Source organism: Streptomyces pluripotens (assembly GCF_000802245.2).
Lineage (GTDB): Bacteria > Actinomycetota > Actinomycetes > Streptomycetales > Streptomycetaceae > Streptomyces > Streptomyces pluripotens.
The window spans coordinates 6,994,460-7,016,619 of record NZ_CP021080.1; the positions used below are offsets into that span (position 1 = coordinate 6,994,460).

The 22,160-nt window shown below is 69.9% G+C and carries 16 protein-coding genes; 4 read left to right on the top strand and 12 right to left on the bottom strand.

What is annotated here, in order from left to right:
* Positions 1-149: 149 nt before the first annotated feature.
* The 10 genes from LK06_RS30935 to LK06_RS30980 all read right to left on the bottom strand — a co-directional run bounded on the left by LK06_RS30935 (position 150) and on the right by LK06_RS30980 (position 15,954).
* Positions 150-2,405: an FUSC family protein gene (locus LK06_RS30935; RefSeq protein ID WP_234367549.1), complete on the bottom strand. Its 2,256-nt coding sequence runs from the start codon at positions 2,403-2,405 to the stop codon at positions 150-152.
* A 180-nt stretch (positions 2,406-2,585) separates the two neighbouring features.
* On the bottom strand, positions 2,586-3,962 hold the full coding sequence (locus LK06_RS30940) for an NAD(P)/FAD-dependent oxidoreductase (protein ID WP_039657831.1): 1,377 nt from the start codon (positions 3,960-3,962) through the stop codon (positions 2,586-2,588).
* Positions 3,963-4,189: 227 nt separating this feature from the next.
* Positions 4,190-4,624, bottom strand: coding sequence for an ATP-binding protein (locus LK06_RS30945; protein ID WP_039657832.1), 435 nt, complete (start codon positions 4,622-4,624; stop codon positions 4,190-4,192).
* A gap of 150 nt (positions 4,625-4,774) precedes the next feature.
* A complete protein-coding gene (locus LK06_RS30950) occupies positions 4,775-6,673 on the bottom strand; it encodes an AMP-dependent synthetase/ligase (RefSeq protein ID WP_043434637.1) in 1,899 nt (632 codons plus the stop codon).
* A gap of 385 nt (positions 6,674-7,058) precedes the next feature.
* Complete coding sequence (locus tag LK06_RS30955) at positions 7,059-8,147, bottom strand: glutamate--cysteine ligase 2 (protein ID WP_039657834.1); 1,089 nt, start codon at positions 8,145-8,147, stop codon at positions 7,059-7,061.
* An 88-nt stretch (positions 8,148-8,235) separates the two neighbouring features.
* Positions 8,236-10,437: a 1,4-alpha-glucan branching enzyme gene (gene glgB, locus LK06_RS30960; RefSeq protein WP_086083597.1), complete on the bottom strand. Its 2,202-nt coding sequence runs from the start codon at positions 10,435-10,437 to the stop codon at positions 8,236-8,238.
* Between the two features lie 4 nt (positions 10,438-10,441).
* Positions 10,442-11,806 (bottom strand): maltokinase N-terminal cap-like domain-containing protein, encoded by a 1,365-nt coding sequence (locus LK06_RS30965; RefSeq protein WP_039658380.1) that lies wholly within the window; start codon positions 11,804-11,806, stop codon positions 10,442-10,444.
* Between the two features lie 31 nt (positions 11,807-11,837).
* The gene (gene treS, locus LK06_RS30970; protein WP_086083599.1) at positions 11,838-13,556 is read right to left on the bottom strand and encodes a maltose alpha-D-glucosyltransferase; all 1,719 of its coding nucleotides are present in this window, start codon (positions 13,554-13,556) and stop codon (positions 11,838-11,840) included.
* Entirely contained in the window at positions 13,553-15,544 is a 1,992-nt protein-coding gene (locus tag LK06_RS30975) for an alpha-1,4-glucan--maltose-1-phosphate maltosyltransferase (RefSeq protein WP_086083601.1), read from the bottom strand. The genes treS and LK06_RS30975 overlap by 4 nt, the downstream gene beginning before the upstream one ends.
* Positions 15,545-15,654: 110 nt before the next feature.
* Positions 15,655-15,954: a DUF5133 domain-containing protein gene (locus LK06_RS30980; RefSeq protein ID WP_039654878.1), complete on the bottom strand. Its 300-nt coding sequence runs from the start codon at positions 15,952-15,954 to the stop codon at positions 15,655-15,657.
* A 303-nt stretch (positions 15,955-16,257) separates the two neighbouring features.
* Between LK06_RS30980 and LK06_RS30985 the strand changes: the two genes are divergently transcribed.
* Both LK06_RS30985 and glgX read left to right on the top strand, forming a co-directional pair.
* Positions 16,258-16,770 (top strand): hypothetical protein, encoded by a 513-nt coding sequence (locus LK06_RS30985; protein WP_039654879.1) that lies wholly within the window; start codon positions 16,258-16,260, stop codon positions 16,768-16,770.
* Positions 16,771-16,802: 32 nt separating this feature from the next.
* Positions 16,803-18,935 (top strand): glycogen debranching protein GlgX, encoded by a 2,133-nt coding sequence (gene glgX, locus LK06_RS30990; protein ID WP_043432668.1) that lies wholly within the window; start codon positions 16,803-16,805, stop codon positions 18,933-18,935.
* Between the two features lie 41 nt (positions 18,936-18,976).
* On the opposite strand, the gene LK06_RS30995 is transcribed toward glgX, so the two are convergent.
* Positions 18,977-19,801 (bottom strand): VOC family protein, encoded by an 825-nt coding sequence (locus LK06_RS30995; RefSeq protein ID WP_039654880.1) that lies wholly within the window; start codon positions 19,799-19,801, stop codon positions 18,977-18,979.
* Between the two features lie 126 nt (positions 19,802-19,927).
* Here LK06_RS30995 and LK06_RS31000 point away from each other — a divergent pair, with 126 nt between their 5' ends.
* On the top strand, positions 19,928-20,242 hold the full coding sequence (locus LK06_RS31000) for an ANTAR domain-containing protein (protein ID WP_039654881.1): 315 nt from the start codon (positions 19,928-19,930) through the stop codon (positions 20,240-20,242).
* A gap of 28 nt (positions 20,243-20,270) precedes the next feature.
* On the opposite strand, the gene LK06_RS31005 is transcribed toward LK06_RS31000, so the two are convergent.
* Positions 20,271-21,062 carry an RNA polymerase sigma factor SigF gene (locus tag LK06_RS31005; RefSeq protein ID WP_039654882.1) on the bottom strand — a complete coding sequence of 264 codons (792 nt, stop codon included), beginning with the start codon at positions 21,060-21,062 and terminating at the stop codon, positions 20,271-20,273.
* 526 nt (positions 21,063-21,588) lie between these two features.
* Here LK06_RS31005 and LK06_RS31010 point away from each other — a divergent pair.
* The gene (locus LK06_RS31010) at positions 21,589-22,113 is read left to right on the top strand and encodes a hypothetical protein (protein WP_039654883.1); all 525 of its coding nucleotides are present in this window, start codon (positions 21,589-21,591) and stop codon (positions 22,111-22,113) included.
* Positions 22,114-22,160: the final 47 nt, after the last annotated feature.

The following is a 22,160-nucleotide window of genomic DNA, read 5'->3' on the forward strand; positions in this document are numbered from 1 at the left end:
GACCTGTTTCACGTTCCCGGCCATCATCCGGGTTGACCGGGGGCTGGAGATCCGCTCCGGCACCGTGGCCCCGCCGTACCGGCCCGACACGCGCCGAACCTGATCTGCCGCCCGGGCGGCCCCGCCCCGGAGGAACCCGTGACGGAGCGTCACCTGACCGGTGGTGCCGTACCCGTGCTGGTACGCAGCGGGCGCACCAGACCCGAGACCGCCTCGTCCAGACGCTGCAGATGGCGCAGCACTCGGTCGGTCACCCGGCCGTAGCGCGGAGAGTCCGGGGTCCCCGGCTCCAGCATCGAGGCGATACTGGGGCCCGCCTCGATCCCCTGTGCGGACGGCCGGCCCGCCACATGGGCGGCGATCACTTCGATGTTCTGCACGATCCGCCCGCATGCCTCGCGCAGCCGGGGATCGGCCGCGATCGCCGGGTGCGTTGGCAGCAGTTCGGCCGTGGCAGCGAGGGAACGCGCGTGGTACGCGCACGTCTCCAGTAGCGCCACCACGTACTGGGCGGTGTTCCGGCGGGAGCGCAGCGGGGTGATCGGATGGGTCAGTGGTTGGGTGGCCCCGCGCAGATCGGCCAGCGCCTGGTCCAACTCGCGTGCCTGCTCCACCAGGTCGGCTTCCGTTCCGCCGCTCAACTGGTCGACGGCGGCGCGGGTGACGTCGGCGAGCCGGTGCAGGACCGTGACGAGGAGTTCGTCGGTACGGCGGTCGGTGCGGACCGGCAGCACCACCGCCGCCGCGACCACCCCACAGGCCGCCCCCAGCGCAGTCTCCTCGACCCGGAGCACCAGCACCGCCGTGCTGTAGGTGTTGAGCAGCGCGTACAGAAGTCCCAGCATCGCCGTGACGAAGAACGACATCAGCGTGTACGACAGGGGCGCCGTGTAGAACATCGCGAAGATGCACACCAGCACCAGCGCGAACGCCGTCCAGGTGTGGTGCCCGACCAGCCCGGTGAGCGCAATGCCGGCCACCACGCCGAGGACCGTGCCCAGCAGCCGCCGGTAGCCCTTGACCAGGATCTCCCCGGTGGAGGCGGTGTTGATGAACACGATCCAACAGGTCAGCACCGCCCAGTACCAGCGGTGGGTGGAGAGTAGTTCGCCTCCGGCGATGGCCAGCGAGGAGCCGACCGCCACCTGAACCGCCGCCCGGGTGGTGGGCCGTTGCAGGCCGGTGGTCTCCGCCTCCTCTGGTGCGCTCTCCCCGCCACCCTCGATCGCGGCGTCCTCCGCGTCCAGTTCCTCGCGCGAGCGGGTGGTCGCCGGGCTGTCGCCGGCCTCGTCCTGCGGCCCGTCCAGAGCCGTCCGCAGGCCGAGTACGGCTCGGGCTGCCTCGCCCAGACCCCGGAAGACGTCCCGCACGGCCGGGGAGGCCTTGGGCAGGTTCTCCTCGTCGCGGTAACCGAGCAGCCGGTTGCGCAGCTGGGCGAGCGTGGTCCCCGAGGCCTCACCCGCCGGCCGCAGCGCCAGCAGCCTCAGCGCCTGGAGATCCCGGCGCAACGCCGCCGTCGCTTCGTCCCGCACCGGCAGTTCGCCTCCGGCCGGCAGTGGCGCACCGGGCAGATGCAGGGTGAGGGTGTCGGTCCGCTGAGCGCTGCGCGCGGTGAGCAGCAGCAGTCCGAGGCGTTCGGCGGCGATCTCGGCGTCGGCGGTCCGGCGCTGCAACAGCAGGGCGACCGACTCGTCGGAGGTGCCGTCCGCCAGCCGGCCCTGGATCATCAGTGCCGTCTCGTGCAGCCGGGCGGTGCCGGCCCGCAGATCCTGGAGGACCCTTTCCGCCTCGTCGGGTCCGGCGTCCAGCAACTCGGCTTGAACGCTGATCAGCTGGGCGAGCCGGGCGCGGAAGGCCCGGCGCAGCCGGTCCAGCGTCCCGGCTGCGGTCTGCGGCAGCAGCACGAAGCGGGCGGCGGCACTGCATGCGAACGCCACGCAGACGGCCCCGAGCAGCGCGGGCAGAACGGACGTGGTCGCCTGGACGAACAGGGAGAGGAAGTAGACCTGGAAGCCGATGAGACCCAGTGCCGTACCGCGGTCGCCGAACCGGCGGCCGTAGACGGCACAGAAGATGAGCGCGACGAAGAACAGGTCACCCGCGACGATCCGCTGGCTGAGTAGGGCGCCCAGCGACACGGAGAAGAGCGCCACCGGTAGGCCGAGTGCGAGGGTGACGGCCTGCTGCAGGCGCTGCTTCTCCCGGATCGCGAAGGTCGCCGTCATCGCCGCGACGGCCCCGGCGACCAGCTGGGACACCGGGGCCTGCAGTACGGCGAGGACCGCGAGGGTCAGGACGATGGCGGTGACCGTGCGCAGCCCCGCGGTGAGCCGGAGCAGCCCGGGGTCCGACGCAGCGAACCGGTCCCACAGCCGTACGCGCCCCGGCCGTCCCGCTGTCCTCACGCCGCCCGCGCTCTCTCCCGTGCTGGAAATCGATCTCCTGCCCAGGATCGCACGAGGCCCCGCGCCACCCGTCCCCGGCCCCGAGGACGCCGCTCACCGGTCACCGGAGGGGTGGTCCTCTCCGGTACTCGAGCGGTGCCGCCCGCCGGCCCATGGCCGGTCCCGGTTACCGGCGCATGGTCAGGGCCGCTCGGCGGTGCCTCTCTGCACCCGGGCACGCACCTGTTCCGGCGTCAGATAAGAATCGGTGAACTCGAAGTCCTTCAGCCGGGCGGGTCTGCGGGCCTGGAAACCGGTGCGGACGAAATCGTCTCCCGCGATCGCGTTGAGCAGCCAGTTGGTCATCACCCGGGCCTTGGCGACGTTGGTGCGCAGCGCCGACCAGTGATAGCCGCGGGCCACTGCCTGGGCGGGCACACCGCGCAGCTCGACGCCCAGCGGTTTGGACACGGCGTCCTTGCCACCGAGATCGACGACAAGGCCCAGGTCCCGGTGTTGGTAGGGCTGGAGCGGTTGGCCCCGCAGCGTCGCGATGAGGTTTTCGGCACCCCTTCGGCCCTGGCGCATGGCGTGCTGTGCGGTGGGCGGGCAGATCGCGCCCGGGCCACCCGCGGCCTCGTCGGGCACGGCCGCGGCGTCCCCGAGCGCGAACACCCCGTCATGGCCGGGCAGGGTCATCTCAGCGGTGACCGCTAGCCGGCCGCGGACCGTCTCCGCGCCGAGCGTGGCGATCAGCGGGCTGGCGACCACGCCCGCTGTCCAGATCAAGGTGTGTGTGGGCACCACCCGGCCGTCGGTGAAGGTGACTTCCTCCGCACCGGCCTTGTCGATCGACACGCCCAGTGAGACATCGATGCCGCGCCGCTTGAGGATCTCCTGCGCGCTGCGGCCCAGCTTGTCACCCAGCTCTGGCATGAGCTTGGGAGCGATGTCGATCAGATGCCATTTGATCAGGTGCGGGTCCATCCGCGGGTACCGTTGCAGGGCGGCGTGCGTGAGCCGCTGCAGACAGGCCGCGGTCTCCGTGCCGGCGTAGCCGCCGCCCACCACCACGAACTGCAGCCGCGCGGCCCGTTCGGCCGGGTCGTCGCTGGCGTCGGCCAGGTCGAGTTGTGAGATCACGTGGTCGCGGATGTACGCGGCCTCGGCGAGGGTCTTCATCCCGAAGGCGTGCTCGGTCAGCCCCGGGATGTCGAAGGTACGGGTCACGCTGCCAGGTGCCAGGACGATGTAGTCGTAGGGCTCGTTGACGATCTTGTCGGTGATGGTGCGGATGACGCACACCTTGGCGTCCAGGTCCACACCGATCGCGCCGCCCGGGATGATCCGGGTGCGGTACTTCCTGCTGCGGCGCAGGGACAGGGCGATCGACTGCGGCGTGAGCACCCCGGAGGCGACCTGGGGCAGCAGGGGCAGGTAGAGCTGGTAGGCGAACGGCGTCACCAGGGTGACGTCGGCCTCGTCGGGGGCGAGTTTCCGCTCCAGGCGGCGGACGCAACCGACTCCGGCGAAGCCTGCGCCGACCACCAGGATCCTGGGTCGTGTCACGGTGTTCATCCCTTTCTGCGGCTCCAGGCGGTTGGGCTCGTCGCCGTCCGCGGACCCCGGAGCGCTCGGCCCCCGACTCCGATCCCACCGTGCCCCGGGCCGTTCCGCCAGCCGGGGACGCAGCCGGCCCCATGCCTGGGCGGCTGTGCGGCCCCGCCCGGAGGCCGGGTGCCGGTCCTGGTACGGCCCCGTCCGCAGGGCGCGTCCGCGTCGGACACCACCCGTGGTCCAGGCCGTCACCAGGGCAGGAACGCGTGGATGTCCTTGCCGTGGTCGTGCACCACGACCATCACCTGGGTGCACAGCGTGTGCACCAGGTGCCAGCCGACCCCGCCCCCGCCGGAACGGGGGTGGAAGGGCCGCGGCTCCGGTTCGGCGGTGCTCGTGTCGTGCACCGTCACGTGCACCCCGCCGAAGGTACGGCGCATCCGCAGGGCGAACGGCCCCGGCGCGTACTGGACCGCGTTGACGGCCAACTCCGTCACCACCAGCAGGATGTCGTCCCAGTATTCGTGCGCGCTCGGTGGCGCGTCCCCGGCCAGGGCGCGCAGGAAGCCCTCCGCGGCGAGCCGCGCCTCCGCGACGTTGCGCAGCTCACCCGCGAAGGAGAACGTACGCTCGTAGCTCTGCTGTGAGAGGTGCGGGTCGTTTTGAGGCGGTTTCGTCGCCATCTGGCATTCCCGGGCACTGGCCGACCGGGACCCGCGTGGCCCCGCTGGCCGGAACGGTCATCGTTGCTGGACTCCTCCTGCGTTGCGGGTTCCCCCGGCAGGGCCGGCTATCCGTCCGCGCCGCACAGTGCTCGGTGCGCGTCCGCCCGCTCAGCGGAAGACGTCGTCCGGCTCGTCCCAGTCCGGCGACTCCGGCGCACCCCGCCGTCCCCGGGGCCGCGCCTGGTACATCGCCTCGATCTCGGCCGCGTAGTGCCGCACTATGGCGTCCCGGCGCAGCTTCATGGACGGCGTGAGCAGCCCGTTGTCCGCGGCGAACGGTTCCTGGAGTACCCGGTAGACCCTGATGGACTCCGCGCGGGACACCGCGCTGTTGGCCGAGGCCACGGCCCGCGCGATCTCCTCCCGCAGCGCGTTCTCCTCGCGGCTCTCCCGGCCGGGCGCATTGCCCTGCAGGGCCAGCGCGGCCCGCCAGTGCGCGAGGAACTCCGGATCCAGGGTGATCAGGGCACCGACGCAGGGTCGGTCGTCGCCGATCACCACCGCCTGGTGGACCAGTGGGTGCAGGCGCAGTCGCTGCTCCAGCGGGGCCGGGGCCACGCTCTTGCCGCCGCTGGTGACGATGATGTCCTTCTTGCGTCCGGTGATCGTCAGGTAGCCTTCGGAGTCCACCTGCCCGATGTCCCCGGTGGCCAGCCAGCCACTCCACAGCGCGGCCCGGGTCGCCGCTTCGTCGCCGACGTAGCCCTGGAAGACCGACGGTCCGCGCACCAGGATCTCCCCGTCACCGGCCACCTGGATCTCGGTGCCCGGCAGTGGCCGGCCCACGGTCCCGGACTTTTCCCGGCCCAGTGGCTGCATGGTGATCCCGCCGGAGGACTCGGTCAGCCCATACCCGTCGTGGACATACACACCGATGCCTTCGTAGAACAGCGACAGCTCACGGCTGAGCGAGGAACCGCCGGACGTGCCGCGCACCGCGCGGCCGCCGAGTACCGCGCGCAGTTTGCGGTACACCGTCCGCTCGTACAGAGCGTGCTGCAGCCTGAGATCGAGTGCTGGACCCGGCCCGGTGCCCAGCCGCCGGCGTTCCTCGGCCGTGGCGAAGTCCCGCGCCGTCCGTGCGGCCCGTTCGAACAACGCGCCCCGGCCGGCCAGCTCCGCGCTGCGCAGGAATATCTTGTAGAGCTTCTCGAACATGGAGGGCACGCCGTACAAGTACGTCGGCCGGAACGTGGTCAGTGCCGACGCCAGCGCCGCCTCGGTCAGCTCCGGCTCGTGCGCCATGAGCACCCTGCCGCGCACACAGGTCAACATGATCATGATGCCGTAGACATGGGAGAAGGGCAGGAAGGCCAGCACGGAGGGCTGCTCCCCCGGCGGAGCCGCGGTGTGGGCCCAGCCGGCCAGGAGGGTGTCACAGGGGTAGGCCAGACCGCGGTGGCTCAGCGCGCAGCCCAGCGGACGGCCCGAGGTGCCGGAGGTGTAGACGACGGCCGCCGTGGAATCCGGCAGGACAATCCGGCGCAACGACTCCACCGTGGTGTACGGCACGGTCTCGCCCTGCTCGGAGAGTTCGTGCAACGCGCCTCCGTCGAGCTGCCAGACGTGGCGCAGCCGGGGCAGCCTGGTGCACACGGTTCCGACGGTCATGGCGCCCTGCTCGTCCTCGACCACCACGGCCACACAGCCGGCGTCCCGCAGGATCCACTCGACCTGGTCGCGGGAGGAAGCCGGATGGATGGGCACAACCTCGGCGCCCACGGCCCACAGCGCGTGACCCAGCACCGTCCATTCGTAGCGGGTACGGGCCATCAGGGCCACCCGGTGGCCGGGTGACACGCCGGCGGCGATGAGTCCCTTGGCGAGACTGACCACTTCGTCCCGCACTTCCCGCGCTGTCACCTTCGTCCACTCGGTGGCACAGGGGTCCGCGCGGCGCGCGAGCAGGGGCAAGGCGGGGTTGTGCTCCGCCGTGTCGAAGATGCTGTCGGCGAGGCCGCCCGTGAGCGGCGGGGTAAGGGCTGGAGCGAGGGAGACGTCCCGCATGCGCTGCTCCCGGGGTGTACGGAGGGTCACTGCGCCGATCGGCTCGGTCTCGGCGGTGCTCGAATGTAGCCCAGGTGACCGCTTTCGGTGCCGGGAACGGGGAAGTCGTGATCGGTTGATGATGTGGCCGTGCCCCGAGGGCTCGGCAGACATGACGTGAACAGGTCCCGGCTGCGGAGCCCGGGCACACTTCGTGGCCGTGGGCCGGGGCGCAGTGGGTCTCGGCGGCACCCGCCCGGGGAAGGTCCCCCGCGGGCCGCGCCCGCAGCCGTAGCGTCCGCGGGCTGCGCCGAGGTGCCAGCCACGCCGCCCGTCTTCGACGTGCTGTCCACGGATCGCTTCGCGATGTGCGCCGTCGTTCCGATCAGACGCCCGTGCGGGCGGCTCAGCCCTGGGTGTGCCGTACGCACTCGGTGACGACGTCCCGCAGGCTGCCGGTGCGCTCCAGCAGCCGCCGCTGCTCGCGCGCGCCGTTGCCCCGCCGCAGTACCTCCTCCAGGGCCTGCTCGGCACAGTCCGCGTCCCCGAGGTCGGTGAGCGCCTGCCGGGTGTACTCCAGCAGGGCGCGCAGTACCAGGGGGGCCGGGTGAGGCCGCATGGTCACCGGATGGAGCAGTTCCTCCTCCAAACCCGACCGGGACGCCTGCCAGGCGGCCAGCCTGAGCAGGCTGACGCTGTGACCGGGCGGCGGCCGGCCCGCCCGCCAGTCCCGCGCCGCCGTCTCCACCAGGGCCCGGGTCAGCGTGGCGATGAGTACTGCGGTGTGCGCACACAGGCACACGTCCGACACCCGGATCTCGACCGTCGGATAGCGCACGGACAGTCGTGCGTCGAAGTAGGCCATCGGCTCGTCGAGGATGACGCCGGTGGCCACCATGTCCGCTACCCGCCGGCGGTACTGCTCGGGGGACCCGAACAGCTCGGTCGGACCAGCCGACGGCCAGCGCTCCCACACACGGCTGCGGTAGCTGGCGTAGCCGGTGTCCCGGCCCTGCCAGAAAGGGGAGTTGGCACTGAGCGCGCTGAGCACCGGTAGCCACGGGCGGAGCCGATCGAGGACGGCCACGCCCTCCTCGTCGGACTCCACGGAGACATGCACATGGCACCCGCAGACCAACTGGTCCCGGGTGCCGACCCCGTATCGCTCGGCCAGCCACCGGTAGCGCTCGTTCACGGTGAGGGAAGGGCTGACCGGCAGGGGAGAGGTGGCGAGTGCGGCGACCGCGCAGCCGAAGCGTCCGGCATGCCGGGCCGCTTCCTTGCGGCAGCGCACGATCTCCGCGCCGAGGTCGGCCATCTCCGTCTGCGGACGCGTGGCGAACTCCAGCATCTGCCCGAAGAGCTCCTTCTCGAACACCTCCTGTCCGGGATCGTCGTGGGAGGCCCGGGCGAGCACGGCCGCGGCCAGGGCCTTCGGATCGCCGCTGTCCGGATCGACTAGGAGGAGTTCCTCCTCCACTCCGACAGTGCGCACCTGCGTCGCCCTTCCCTCCGTGCCGCGGGGGCAGTCGGGGTCCGTTCGACCCAGACTGCCCCCGGTGTGACCGCCGACACCTGCGATGTCAGTGCTCCGGTGTGAGCCACACCGTGGCGAGCGGCGGGAGCGTGAGCCTCAAGAATCCGTCCTCGGGTTTGCAGGGGCCCTCGGCGCCGACCCCGCTGCCGCCGTAGCGGAGGTCGTCGGTGTTCAGTTCCTCCTGCCAGGCGGGCATCCCGTCGGGCACCCACAGGCGGTAGTCATGCCGTACGACGGGGGAGAAGTTCGACACCGCCAACAGGGGGGTCCCCGCCGTGCCGGAGCGCAGGAAGGCGAAGACGTTGTCGTCCGCCGCGTCCCCGCTGATCCACTGGAAGCCGTCCGGGTCGGTGTCCCGCTGCCACAGCGCGGGTAGCGACCGGTACCTGGCGTTCAGATCCCGCACGAGCTGCTGGACGCCCCGGTGGTCGCCTGCGGAGCAGTAGTCGTCGTCGAGCAGCCACCATTCGGGGCCGTGTGCCTCGTTCCATTCGGCGCCTTGGGCGAACTCCTGGCCCATGAAGAGTAGTTGTTTGCCCGGGTGGGCCCACATGAAGCCCAGGTAGGCGCGGTGGTTGGCGCGCCGCTGCCACCAGTCGCCCGGCATCTTCGACACCAGGGACTGCTTGCCGTGGACGACTTCGTCGTGGGAGATCGGCAGGACGTAGTTCTCGCTGTAGGCGTAGACCATCGAGAACGTCATCTCGTTGTGGTGGTACTTGCGGTGCACCGGCTCCTTCTGCATGTACTGGAGCGAGTCGTGCATCCAGCCCATGTTCCACTTCAGGCCGAAGCCGAGTCCGCCGCTGTCGGTGGGCCGGGTCACGCCGTCCCACGCCGTGGATTCCTCGGCGATGGTGACCACGCCGGGGCAGCGTCGGTAGACGGTGGCGTTCATCTCCTGCAGGAAGGCCATGGCGTCGAGGTTCTCCCGGCCGCCGAAGACGTTCGGTTCCCACTGGCCGGAGTCGCGTGAGTAGTCGAGGTAGAGCATCGAGGCGACGGCGTCCACGCGCAGGCCGTCGATGTGGAACTCCTCGCACCAGTAGACGGCGTTGGCGACGAGGAAGTTGCGGACCTCGGTGCGGCCGTAGTCGAACTCGTACGTGCCCCAGTCGGGATGCTCGGCGCGTCGGGAGTCCCCGGGTTCGTAGAGCGGGTCGCCGTCGAAGCGGGCCAGGGCCCAGTCGTCCTTGGGGAAGTGCGCCGGTACCCAGTCCATGATCACGCCGATGCCGGCCTGGTGCAGCGCGTCGACCAGGTACTTGAAGTCGTCCGGTGTACCCAGCCGGGAGGTGGGGGCGTAGTAGGAGGTGACCTGGTAGCCCCAGGAGCCGCCGAAGGGATGCTCGGCGACCGGCATCAGCTCCACGTGCGTGAAACCCATCGTGCTGACGTAGGCGGGAAGCTCCTTGGCCAGCCGGCGGTAGTCCAGCCCAGGGCGCCAGGAGGGCAGGTGAACCTCGTACACGGAGAACGGCGCTTCGTGCACCGGAGTATCACCACGGCGGGCCATCCACCCTCCGTCACCCCACTCGTGGTGCGAGGCGTGCACGATCGAAGCCGTGTCCGGCGGCACCTCGGCACGCCGTGCCATCGGGTCCGCCTTGAGGAACCGGCGGCCGTCCCGGGACGTGATCTCGAACTTGTACGGCTCCCCCTCACCGATGCCGGGCAGGAACAGCTCCCACACCCCGGACGCGCCGAGCGACCGCATCGGATACTGCGTGCCGTCCCAGTACGTGAACTCCCCGGCCACCCGGACGCCCTGGGCGTTCGGCGCCCATACGGTGAACCGGGTGCCGGTCACGCCCTGGTGGGTCATCGGCTCGGCACCGAGCGCCTTCCACAGCTGCTCGTGCCGGCCCTCCCGGATCAGGTGCAGGTCCAGCTCACCGAGGGCGGGCAGGAAACGGTAGGGATCCTCCACCTCCTGCTCCCCGTCGTCGTACACCACCAGCAGGGTGTACGACGGAATCTCCGCAACAGGCAGGACCGCGGAGAACAGACCGCCCCCCTCCGACGAGAGGGCGGTGCGGATGCCGTCGACCACCACACTCACGGCCCGGGCGTTCGGACGCAGCGCCCGGAACAGGGTGCCGTCGGGCACCGGGTGAGCGCCCAGCACGGCGTGCGGATCGTGGTGCGCGCCGCCGAGCAGGCGGTCGCGGTCGGCGGGTTCCAGCGGCGCGGCCACGGAGGGCACCGGGCCCGCGGCCTCGGGACGCGAGGTGTCGCGCAGTGCCATGACGTCAGCCTCCCCACACGGCGAGCCGCTTGATCGCCGCCATCGGAACCGGTAGCCAGTCCGGCCGGTGTCTCGCTTCGTACAGCACCTCGTAGACCGCCCTGTCCGTCTCGTGCGCGCGCAGCAGCGCGTGCTTCTTGCGTGGATCCCAGCCGGCGCGGGCCGCGTAGCCCGCGCAGAATGCCTCCCGGCAGCGGCGCGCCCACTCGGGTCGCCACGGGCGGCGCTGCCGGGCCGCGTAGTCGAAGGAGCGCAGCATTCCAGCCACGTCCCGTACCGGGGACTGCGGGGCCCGCCGCTCGGCGAGCGGGCGGGACGGTTCGCCTTCGAAGTCAATGACGAACCAGTCGCGGCCGGCCCGCAGCACCTGCCCGAGGTGTAGATCGCCGTGGATGCGTTGGGCGGGCGGACCGCTGTCGCACGTGGCGAGCGCCCCGAAGGCGGCCCGCAGTCCGGGTACGAAGGGCCGCAGCCCGGGTACGGCATGCGCGGCGGCGTCCAGCCGGGCGCACATCGCATCGGCCGTGCGGCCGTTCTCGCCCGGCCCGGCTGGTGGGAAAGCACCGGCCAGCGCCAGGTGCACCTCGGCCATCGCCCGGCCCAGGTCACGCGCCTCGGTCGTGAAGTCACCGTTCGTGCCGAGCGCCCGCAGCGCCAGCGTCCAGCCGTCGGTGGCATCAGGCAGGAACGGCTGAAGCACCCCGAGGGTGGCCGGGCGCGGCGTGGTCGTCCCGAACCAGGCCACCGGCGGCGGCACCCGCGTACACCCCTGTGCGGCCAGCGCGGTCGACACTTCCAGGTCGGGATTGACACCCGGCTGGATGCGGCGGAAGACCTTCAGGATGTACGCATCGCCGTACACGATCGAGGTGTTGGACTGTTCGGCGTCCAGCAGGCGCGGCGGGAGTCCACCCGGCACATGGGCGGCCGGGTCCGCCTCGAAACGCAGCGGGCCTGCCGCGCCGGGGTGTCGCAGCCGTTGCAACAGCAGATGAGCCGAGCGCGGGTCGTGCAGTGCGTCGTAGACCGCGAGACCCGCCATCGGGCCCTCCTCGGCGCGCCCGATGAACGCCCGCTCCAGTCGGGGGGCGAGGTGCTCGCGCAGGCCCAGTAGCAGCTGGTAGCAGTCACCGGGCGGGGGAGTGCCACCGGGGGTGGGCACCGGCGCGTGCGAGGCGTGCACCAGCAGGTGCAGGCACCCCGGGAACAGCTCCGTCACGGACAGCACCGACAGGTCGGTGACGGGCCGATCCTTGCCCGCGAACCAGCGCTGCCTCGGCAACCATGCACGCAGCAGCCCGCCCAGCGAGGCCAGGGGCCCGTCGGGGCCGGCCGCGGTCCGCGGTCGGTCGATGATGGTCTTCGGCATGGTGACGCGTCCTTTCCTCGGAGCCGGGCGTTCAGCGGCGGCGGCCGATGCGGGATGCGACTCGGGTGAGCCGGAACCAGTAGAAACCGTGGCTTTGCAGGGTGAGCAGGTACGGCAGTTCGCCGATGGCAGGGAATCGCACCCCGCCGATCAGTTCGACCGGGTGCCGTCCGTCGTAGGCCCGCAGGTCCAGCTCGGTGGGCTGGGCGAAGCGGGAGAAGTTGTGGACGCACAGGACGAGGTCGTCCTCGTACTCGCGCAGGAAGGCGAGCACTGCCGGGTTGGACGAGGGTAGTTCGGTGTAGGTCCCCAGTCCGAAGGCGGGATTCTGCTTGCGGATCTCGATCATGCGGCGCGTCCAGTGCAGCAGGCTGGACGGGGAGGACATGGAGGCTTCGACGTTGGTGACCTGGTAGCCGTAGACCGGGTCCATGATCGTGGGGAGGTAGAGGCGTCCTGGATCGCAGGACGAGAAGCCGGCGTTGCGGTCGGGGGTCCACTGCATGGGGGTGCGTACGGCGTCGCGGTCGCCGAGCCAGATGTTGTCCCCCATGCCGATCTCGTCACCGTAGTAGAGGATGGGCGAGCCGGGCAGGGAGAGCAGCAGCGCGGTGAACAGCTCGATCTGGTTGCGGTCGTTGTCGAGCAGGGGCGCGAGCCGGCGGCGGATGCCGATGTTGGCGCGCATCCGTGGGTCCTTGGCGTACTCGGCCCACATGTAGTCGCGTTCCTCGTCGGTGACCATTTCGAGGGTCAGCTCGTCGTGATTGCGCAGGAAGATGCCCCACTGGCAACCGGAGGGGATGGCCGGTGTCTTGGCGAGGATCTCGGAGACGGGGTAGCGGGACTCGCGTCGTACGGCCATGAAGATGCGTGGCATCACGGGGAAGTGGAACGCCATGTGGCACTCGTCGCCGCCGGCGGCGTAGTCGCCGAAGTAGTCGACCACGTCCTCCGGCCACTGGTTGGCCTCCGCCAGCAGCACGGTGTCGGGGTACTGGGCGTCGATCTCCTTGCGCACCCGCCTGAGGAACTCGTGGGTCGCCGGCAGATTCTCGCAGTTGGTGCCCTCTTCCGCGTAGAGGTAGGGGACCGCGTCGAGGCGGTAGCCGTCGATGCCGAGATCCAGCCAGAACTTCAGCGCGGCCAGGATCTCCTCCTGCACGGCCGGGTTCTCGTAGTTGAGGTCCGGCTGGTGGGAGAAGAAGCGGTGGAAGTAGTACTGCCCGCGTACCGGGTCGTACGTCCAGTTGGAGGCCTCGGTGTCGACGAAGATGATCCGGGCGTCCTCGTACCCCTTGTCGTCGTCGGCCCAGACGTAGTAGTCCCCGTACGGGCCGTCGGGGTTCTTGCGGGACTCCTGGAACCACGGGTGCTGGTCGCTGGTGTGGTTCATGACGAAGTCGATGATCACGCGGATACCGCGCTGGTGCGCGGCGTCCACGAACTCCACGAAGTCGGCGAGGTCACCGAATTCGGGCAGCACTGCGGTGTAGTCGGAGACGTCGTAACCACCGTCCCGCAGCGGCGACTTGAAGAACGGCGGAAGCCACAGGCAGTCCACGCCCAGCCACTGCAGATAGTCGAGTTTGGCGGTCAGGCCCTTCAGGTCGCCGATGCCGTCGCCGTTGCTGTCCTGGAAGGAACGGACCAGGACCTCGTAGAAGACGGCGCGTTTGAACCAGTCCGGGTCCCGGTCTCCCGCCGGAGTGTCCTCGAAGGTGTCCAGTACGGGTTCGTTGACGGTCATGACGCTGAGGGCCCTCCGTTCTGGGGCGTCGCTCGCCCGACGTGGAGCACGTGCGCCGGCGTCCGGCCGGGCGTGAGACGCACGTAGTTGGTCCTGCCCCAGTGATACGTCTCGCCCGTCAGTTCGTCGTGCACGGACAGGGCGGTGTGCCAGTCCAGGCCGAGTTGCGGCATGTCCAACGAGACCGTGGCCTCCTGGGTGTGGTGGGGATCGAGATTGACGACCACGATGACCGTGTCCGCTGCGGTGCTCTTGCTGTAGGCGATCACCGCGTCGTTGTCGGTCTGGTGGAAGCGTAGGTTCCGCAGGCGTTGCAGCGCGGGGTGCTGCCGCCGGATGGTGTTCAGCTTGGTGATGAGCGGGGCGATGGTCCGCCCGGTGCGCGCGGCGGCCTCCCAGTCGCGTGGCTTGAGCTGGTACTTCTCCGAGTCCCGGTACTCCTCGCTGCCCTCGTGGAGCGGGGTGTTCTCGCACAGTTCGTAGCCGCTGTAGATGCCCCACGCCGGGGAGAGGGTGGCGGCGAGCACCGCCCGGACCTCGAAGGCCGGCCGTCCACCGTGCTGGAGGTAGGCGTGCAGGATGTCGGGGGTGTTGGGGAACAGGTTCGGCCGCATGTAGGCCGCCGCCTCACCGGACAGCTCCGTCAGGTACTCCGTCAGCTCCTGCTTGCCGTTGCGCCAGGTGAAGTACGTGTACGACTGCTGGAAACCGATCTGCGCCAGGGCGTGCATCATCGCCGGGCGGGTGAAGGCCTCCGCCAGGAAGATCACGTCCGGGTCCCTGCGGTTGACCTCCGAGATGACCCGCTCCCAGAACACCACCGGCTTGGTGTGCGGGTTGTCGACGCGGAAGATCCGGACCCCGTGCCCCATCCAGTGCCGCAGGATCCGCACCGACTCCGCGACCAGACCGTCCAGGTCAGCGTCGAAGGCGACGGGATAGATGTCCTGGTACTTCTTCGGCGGGTTCTCCGCGTACGCGATCGAGCCGTCCGGCCGGTGAGGGAACCACTCCGGATGCTTGTGCACCCAAGGATGGTCCGGCGAGCACTGCAACGCGAAGTCCAGGGCAACCTCCAAACCCAGCCGATTCGCCTCGCCGACGAAGAAGCCGAAGTCCTCCACCGTGCCCAGGTCCGGGTGGACCGCATCGTGCCCGCCCTCCGGGGAACCGATCGCCCACGGCACGCCCACGTCCTGCGGGCCCGCGGCAAGGCTGTTGTTGGGTCCCTTGCGGAACGTGGTGCCGATCGGGTGCACGGGCGGCAGGTACACCACGTCGAAGCCCATGTCCGCGATCGGCCCCAGCCGGCGGGCAGCCGTGCGCAAGGTGCCGTGCGGCTGCTCGACAGTGCCCTCCGAACGCGGGAAGAACTCGTACCAGGAGCCGTACAGGGCGCGTTCCCGCTCCACCAGCAGCGGCATCGGGTCGGACGCGGTGACCAGCTCCCGCAGCGGATACCGGGCCAGCAACGCCTCCACCTCCGGCGCCAACACCGCCTTCAGACGGTCGTTGACCGACAGGGAGTCGTCGCCGAGGGTGTGGGCGGCGGTCAGTACCAGGTTCCGGTCCGGCCCCTTGGGAACCCCGGCGGCCGCACGCTCGTACAACTCGGCGCCCTCCTCCAGGACCAGGCCGGTGTCGATCCCGGCCGGCACCTTCACGGAGGCGGTGTGCCGCCAGGTCGCCAGCGGATGACTCCAGGCTTCCACCCGGAAAGTCCAGCGGCCCGTCACATCCGGGGTGACCTCCGCGCCCCAGCGGTCGCTGCCGGGGGACAGTTCCCGCATGGGCGTCCAGGGGCCACGGCGACCCTTCGGATCGCGCAGGACGACGTTGGCGCCCACGGCTTCATGCCCTTCGCGGAACACGGTGGCTGACACCTCGAAGGTCTCCCCGGCCACCGCTTTCGCCGGGCGCCTGCCGCACTCCACGGCCGGCCGGACGTCACGTACCGGTACGCGGCCGATGGCCGGGGTCCTGCGCATGTATCTCACCTCCGCCGTGCGCGAAGCCGGGCACCCGGCCCGGCTTCGCGATCCGAGAAACGGGCCGACTCCTGATCGGTCCCGTCGGGAACGTCTTGTACGGTGCCAGGTCAGGGGCTTGACGCCGTGGAACGCCGCTCCGGTGGCGACGTACTTCTGGACGCCCGGCGCCGCTGCGGCCGGCCGTCCTGCTCGCGCAGGTAGGCCACCAGGTTGGTGCGCAGATAGCGCTCGGCTGCGTCCGCGGCCTCGCGGGCGCAGCGCTTGCCCATCAGCACACACAGCGTGTACCCCGAGTCCTCGAAGGCGGCCCGGACCGTGCGGTCATGGGGCGAGGCGAGCATTGCACGCTCCCACACCCGGTAACGCCGCAACTGCCGGGCTACTTCCGCCTTGGCGGGTAGCAGCATGGCCCTCTTCACCTTCCACGCTCTCGACTGGGCGCGTTCCCGACGGTCGGGTGGTGTCCGCGCACGGGAAGGCGCGGCACCGTCACGGCGATCGAGGCTTTCACTTATGGTGCACGCACGACGACGCAGCGTCTTGTTGGATCTTCAACCATGCGTGGTGTCGCGTGCTCGTGTTGCACGAATGGCGTAGCGACCGCACCGTGGAGATGACTCAGAAGCGATAAGCGCTCACGCTGTGTGTCCGGGATCCCTCCCGGACGGGGCGAGGGGAGCGAGAGCTTCGCCGGTGAGGAGCAAGCGACGATGAAGACCGCAGTGCCCTGCTACTACCACCTCGACGTGGAAGTCAGCCCGGAACGTGTGGGGCAGGTCAGCCGCATCCTGGCCGCCCATCTCCGCTATTGGGGCCTCGACAACCTCGCGGACCCCGTCTGCCGCGGCACCGAAATGCTGCTGCGGGCCATCGAAGAGCACGCCAACGACAAGCACACCTCGATCGAGATGTGGTGGAACGGCCAGCACCTCATCACCGCGTTCGGTGACGACGACCCCGATCTCCGTCCGGATCAGGACCTGCGGGGCTGTCTGGCCGACATCGCCGCCATGAGCGACGGTTGGGGCTGCTGTGCCTCGGACACCGGCAGTAAGATCATCTGGTTTTCGCAGCGTGCCCGCACCGGCCAGCGCGTCCTGCTGGTGCCCACGGCCCCTGCGCCCATGCTGCGCCAGGACCTACAGGTGCCGCGCGAGGAGCCGGTAGCGGTGCTGGCCGCCCCGGCGGGCGCCGCGGACGACGCCCTGGAGGGCAGCCGGTGACCGCCCGCAAGACCCGCAAGACCCGCAAGGCACTGCCCGTGTGGAGCGGGCACCCCTATCCACTGGGGGCCGCGTTCGATGGCCAGGGCACCAACTTCGCCCTGTTCAGCGAAGTCGCCGAGCGTGTCGAACTGATCCTGCTCGACGATGCCGGCACCGAGACTCCGGTCCGGCTGCACGAGGTCGACGGATTCGTCTGGCACGGCTATCTGCCGGGCATCGGCCCCGGTCAGCGCTACGGCTACCGGGTGCACGGCCCCTGGCAACCCGCGCTCGGCCACCGCTGCAATCCGGCGAAGCTGCTGCTCGACCCGTACGCGCGCGCCGTCGACGGTCAGATCGACAACCACGCCTCCCTGTACGAGCGCTCCCCGGACGGCCCGTCCTCGGCCGACAGCGCCGGGCACACCATGTTGGGTGTGGTCACGGATCCGTACTTCGACTGGGGCGACGACCGGCCGCCGCGCACGTCGTACGCGAACTCGGTGATCTACGAGGCCCATGTGCGCGGCCTCACCCGCACCCACCCGGACGTCCCCGAACGATTGCGCGGCACCTACGCCGGCCTCGCCCACCCCTCCGTGATCGAGCATCTGACCTCGCTCGGGGTGACTGCGGTCGAGCTGATGCCGGTGCACCAGTTCGTACAGGACGGCGTGCTGCAGGACCGCGGCCTATCCAACTACTGGGGCTACAACACCATCGGCTTCTTCGCCCCGCACAACGCCTACGCCGCCTTCGGCGCCCGGGGGCAGCAGGTCAATGAGTTCAAGGCGATGGTGAAGGCGCTGCACGCGGCCGGACTCGAAGTGATCCTCGACGTGGTCTACAACCACACGGCCGAGGGCAACGAACTGGGCCCCTCCCTGTCCTTCCGGGGCATCGACAACGCCTCGTACTACCGACTGGTCGACGGGGACTGGGCGCACTACTACGACACCACCGGTACCGGGAACAGTCTGCTGATGCGGCACCCCTACGTGCTCCAGCTGATCATGGACTCGCTGCGGTACTGGGTCACCGAGATGCATGTCGACGGCTTCCGCTTCGACCTCGCGGCGACGCTGGCCCGGCAGTTCCACGAGGTCGACCGGCTGTCGTCGTTCTTCGACCTGATCCAGCAGGACCCCGTGGTGTCCCAGGTGAAGCTGATCGCCGAACCCTGGGACGTGGGGGAGGGGGGCTACCAGGTGGGCAACTTCCCGCCCCTGTGGTCGGAGTGGAACGGCAGGTACCGGGACGCCGTACGGGACTTCTGGCGGGCCGAGCCCGGTTCCCTCGGTGAGTTCGCCTCCCGGCTCACCGGCTCGTCCGACCTCTATCAGCACAGCCGGCGCCGCCCCCGTGCCAGCGTCAACTTCGTCACCGCGCATGACGGCTTCACGCTGCGCGACCTCGTGTCGTACAACGACAAGCACAACGAGGCCAACGGCGAGGCCAACCGGGACGGCGAGAGCCACAACCGTTCCTGGAACTGCGGCGTGGAGGGCGACACCGATGACCCCGCCGTCCTCGAACTGCGCGCCCGTCAGCAGCGCAACTTTCTGGCCACGCTGCTGCTCTCGCAGGGCATCCCGATGCTCTGTCACGGCGACGAACTCGGCCGTACCCAGCGCGGCAACAACAACGCCTATTGCCAGGACAACCAGATCTCCTGGACTGATTGGGAACGGACCGACGACCAGCGTGCCCTCGTCGACTTCACCCGGCGCCTGATCGCCCTGCGCGCGGCGCATCCGGTCCTCCGCCGCAGCCGCTTCTTCCACGGGGAGACTGCGACCAACGCCGCACAGCCGCTGCCTGATCTGATGTGGCTGCGACCCGACGCCCGCGAGATGACCGAACGGGACTGGCACCGCCGTGACGCGCACTCGGTAGCCGTGTTCCTCAACGGTGACGCCATCGCCGAACGCGACTTCCACGGACGCCGGATGACTGACGACTCCTTCCTGCTGCTCGTCAACGGCTACTGGGAGCCGGTCGGTTTCCGCTTGCCGGACGGCTCCTTCGGTGAACGCTGGGCGACCCTGATCGACACCGCCGAACCCGACGGCATCCCCGATGAACGCGAACGCAAGGCCGGCACACGGCTCCGTATGGAGGCGCGCAGCCTGATCCTGTTGTCAAGGCCGTCGCACGGCGGCGATGAGCCGCGTGCCGGCTGACGGTCGCCCCGGCGACGTCCTGCGCACCCGTTCCCCGGCGGTCAGTGGATCCTGCGTGACGTCACGGTGAACTGTGCCCCGTCGGGGTCCCGCAAGATCAACTCGGTTTCGTCTTCCTGGAGTACGCTGCCGCCGTGCTTCTCCGCCGCGCGAGCGCAGTCCGCCACGTCCGACACGGCGAAGTGGACCTGCCAGTGCGGGCGTACCGAGGGGTCCGGGGCCGCTTCCTCCGCGCCTGAGTCGATCCGTGCCACCACGTCGCCCCGGCTGCGCAGCACCACTTCTCCGCCTTCGTACTCGACCGAGCAGCAGCCCGGTGTCCCGGAGGCCCAGTCGAGGATCTCGCCGTAGAAGATCGCGGCATCGAAGGCGTTACGGGTGTGCAGACGGATGAAGGTCGGTGCCACCCGCCGCCAGGCCTCCCAGTTGGAGACCAGCTCGCCCTGCCAGATGCCGAAGGTGGCCCCGTCCCGGTCGGCCAGCAGTGCGGCCCGGCCCGGCGGGAACGACAGGGGCCCGACGGCTGCGGTACCGCCGCGCTCCCGGGCCCGGGCCACGGCCACGTCGGCGTCCGGGACGGCGAAGTACGGCGTCCAGGCCACCGCCATCTGCCACATCGCCGCGACTGCGGCGATTCCGGCCACGGGCACCCCATCCACCAGCGCGATGCGGAAGTGCTCGCCAAGTTTGGCACCGCGCCAGCGCCAGCCGAGCACGGCCGTGTAGAAGTCCTCGGTGGTCTTCAGATCCCGGCTGGTCAGGCTCACCCAGCACGGAGCGCCGAAGACGGAGTGCGTGGAGAGGACATTTCTCTTGCGCGCCTTGTCGGTACTCGGCCGACCACTGGCGGGGGTGTCTTGGTTCATGGCCTCGCGTCCTGCTTTCGGGGCCCGGCGTCCACCGGTCTGACACCAGTGTCCAACCGGAAGGGGGTCGAGTGCCTGTCGAGTACCCCGGTGGCAGGAGCGCGGATCACTGCCGAGGATGAAGGCATGGGAGAGAGCGAACCGGACCGGATCGCCGAGTTACAGAACGAAGTCGACCAGTTGAAGGAGGCCGTGGCCTCCCATGCGGTCGTTGACCAGGCGATCGGAATGGTGGTGGCACTTGGCCGGGTGTCCCCCGAGCAGGGGTGGGAGGTACTGAAGGAGGTCTCCCAGCACACCAACATCAAGCTGCGGAACGTGGCGGAGCTGATCCTTGTGTGGGGGTGCCGGGGTGACATTCCGGGCGAGGTCTGCGCCGAGCTGGAGGCCGCCCTGGATCGGTACGGTCCCACCGAGGTGCCCGGAGCCGCGCAGGAGTGAGGCACGAAGGGGTGTGGTGCGTGGGGGCTCAGCGGGCCTCGGCCAGCAGTTGCTCGCGCAGCCGGTCACAGCAGCCGCTGAGCAGCCGCGAGACGTGCATCTGCGAGATGCCGAGCTGCTGGGCGATCCGGCTTTGGGTCATGCCACGGAAGAACCGCAGGTAGAGGATGACGCGCTCGCGCTCGGGTAGTGCTTCCAGACACGGTCTGACCGCGGCGCGGTCGACCACGAGGTCGTACCCCGGGTCGGGGCCACCCAGAGAGTCCCGCAGGGCGTAACCGTCCGTACCGGCCACCTCTGCGTCCAGGGACAGCGCGGAGAAGCACTCCAGCGCCTCCATACCGGTGCGCACCTCGTCCTCGCTGAGCCGCGTGTACACGGCGATCTCGGCAACGGTGGGTGCCCGACCCGATCCGGACTGCGCCAGTTCCTTGGTGGCGGCGCGCACCCGGTTGCGCAGATCCTGCACTCGGCGGGGGACGTGGAGGGTCCACATGTGGTCACGGAAATGGCGCTTGATCTCACCGGTGATGGTGGGAACGGCATACGCTTCGAAGGCACGGCCCCGGGCTGGATCGAAGTGGTCGACGGCCTTCACCAGACCGAGCGCGGCAACCTGGTACAGATCCTCCAGTGCCTCCCCGCGACCGCGGAACCGCACGGCGATCCGCTCGGCCATGGGCAGCCACAACCGGACCAGTTCGTCCCGGAGCGCCTGGCGCGAGGGACCCTCGGGCAGCCGCGCGAGCCGTTCGAAGGACTCGGCCGTGTCGGGGGCGTCGTCGTGCGCATGAACCTTCGTGCTGCCGCTGACACGCATCGTTCGCACCTCTCTCAGCAGGTGCTGGCCGGACAGACACCGTGGGAGGTGCGCTCGGACCATGAAGAGGACATCGGGACGTCCGGCGCTACCGGGTCCCACGGCCGTGCCTCCCGTCCGAAGCACTTGCATTCATCTTCCCACTTCAGTGCATACAACGACAAACAGTGAGACAGCGGAGCAATCGGTCAGAAGTGTCCCGTTTTCTGTCCGCCTGCCGACTGTGCTCGGGTCGCATCCCGGTCGCATCCCGGTCGGTTGGATGGTTTCGCCGGGAGTGCCTGCCCGTGTCGTGGAGGCGATCTGCAGCGGGCATCTGGTCGCCTTGCCCGCCGATCTTGCCGCGAACGTGATGTGCGGCACGCGCGCACGCCTCGCCGTGTAGCGCTGTGAACGGATTGTTCCTGGGCAGCGCTTGATCAATGATCAAAGCCGTCGAACCCCCTGGCCATAGCGCATTCTGCTCATTTGACAGTGCGCTCAGCACACAGATAGACAGCAGCTCTCGAAGGTCGAGAGGGGCACTGTGTACGAGCCGAACGTGGTCGGGGACTGGCAGGAGTACGACGGTCATGCCGGTCTGCGGGGCCGTGTGCACCGCCTGGAGGTGGCCGAGCCGCCACGCGGGCGCGACGACGCCGCCGTGGGGCTGACGTACTTCAGTCTCCGGGTGACCGTCGAGAACCGAGGTGCACGGCACTACGGGATCCACCTGGAGGACGGCCAGATCGACATCCGGGTCGGCCCGGACGGCGAGGGTGCCTTCATCGACTGGCGCAACTCACAGTTCATCGAGGGCTTCGACGTGTACCCGCTGCGCAGGGCCACCGCCGTGCTCTACGCCGCCGCGCCCGAGACGGCCCTCACCCACGTGGACGTACAGGTGCAGCTCCGGGTGGACGACGAGTGGACCGACCGCCGGCTGTGGGCGGGGGGCATCGGTGTCTCGGGGGTGACCGCGGCGGCCGCCCCCGCGGGCAGTGGACAGGGCGGTCTGGTCCACCAGGTCAGCGCCTTCCTGAGGGACCAGACGGAGCCCGGCACCGCCTGACCGGACCGGCTCCGGGCTCCCGCCCGCCGCTTCCTGCGTCCCTCGGT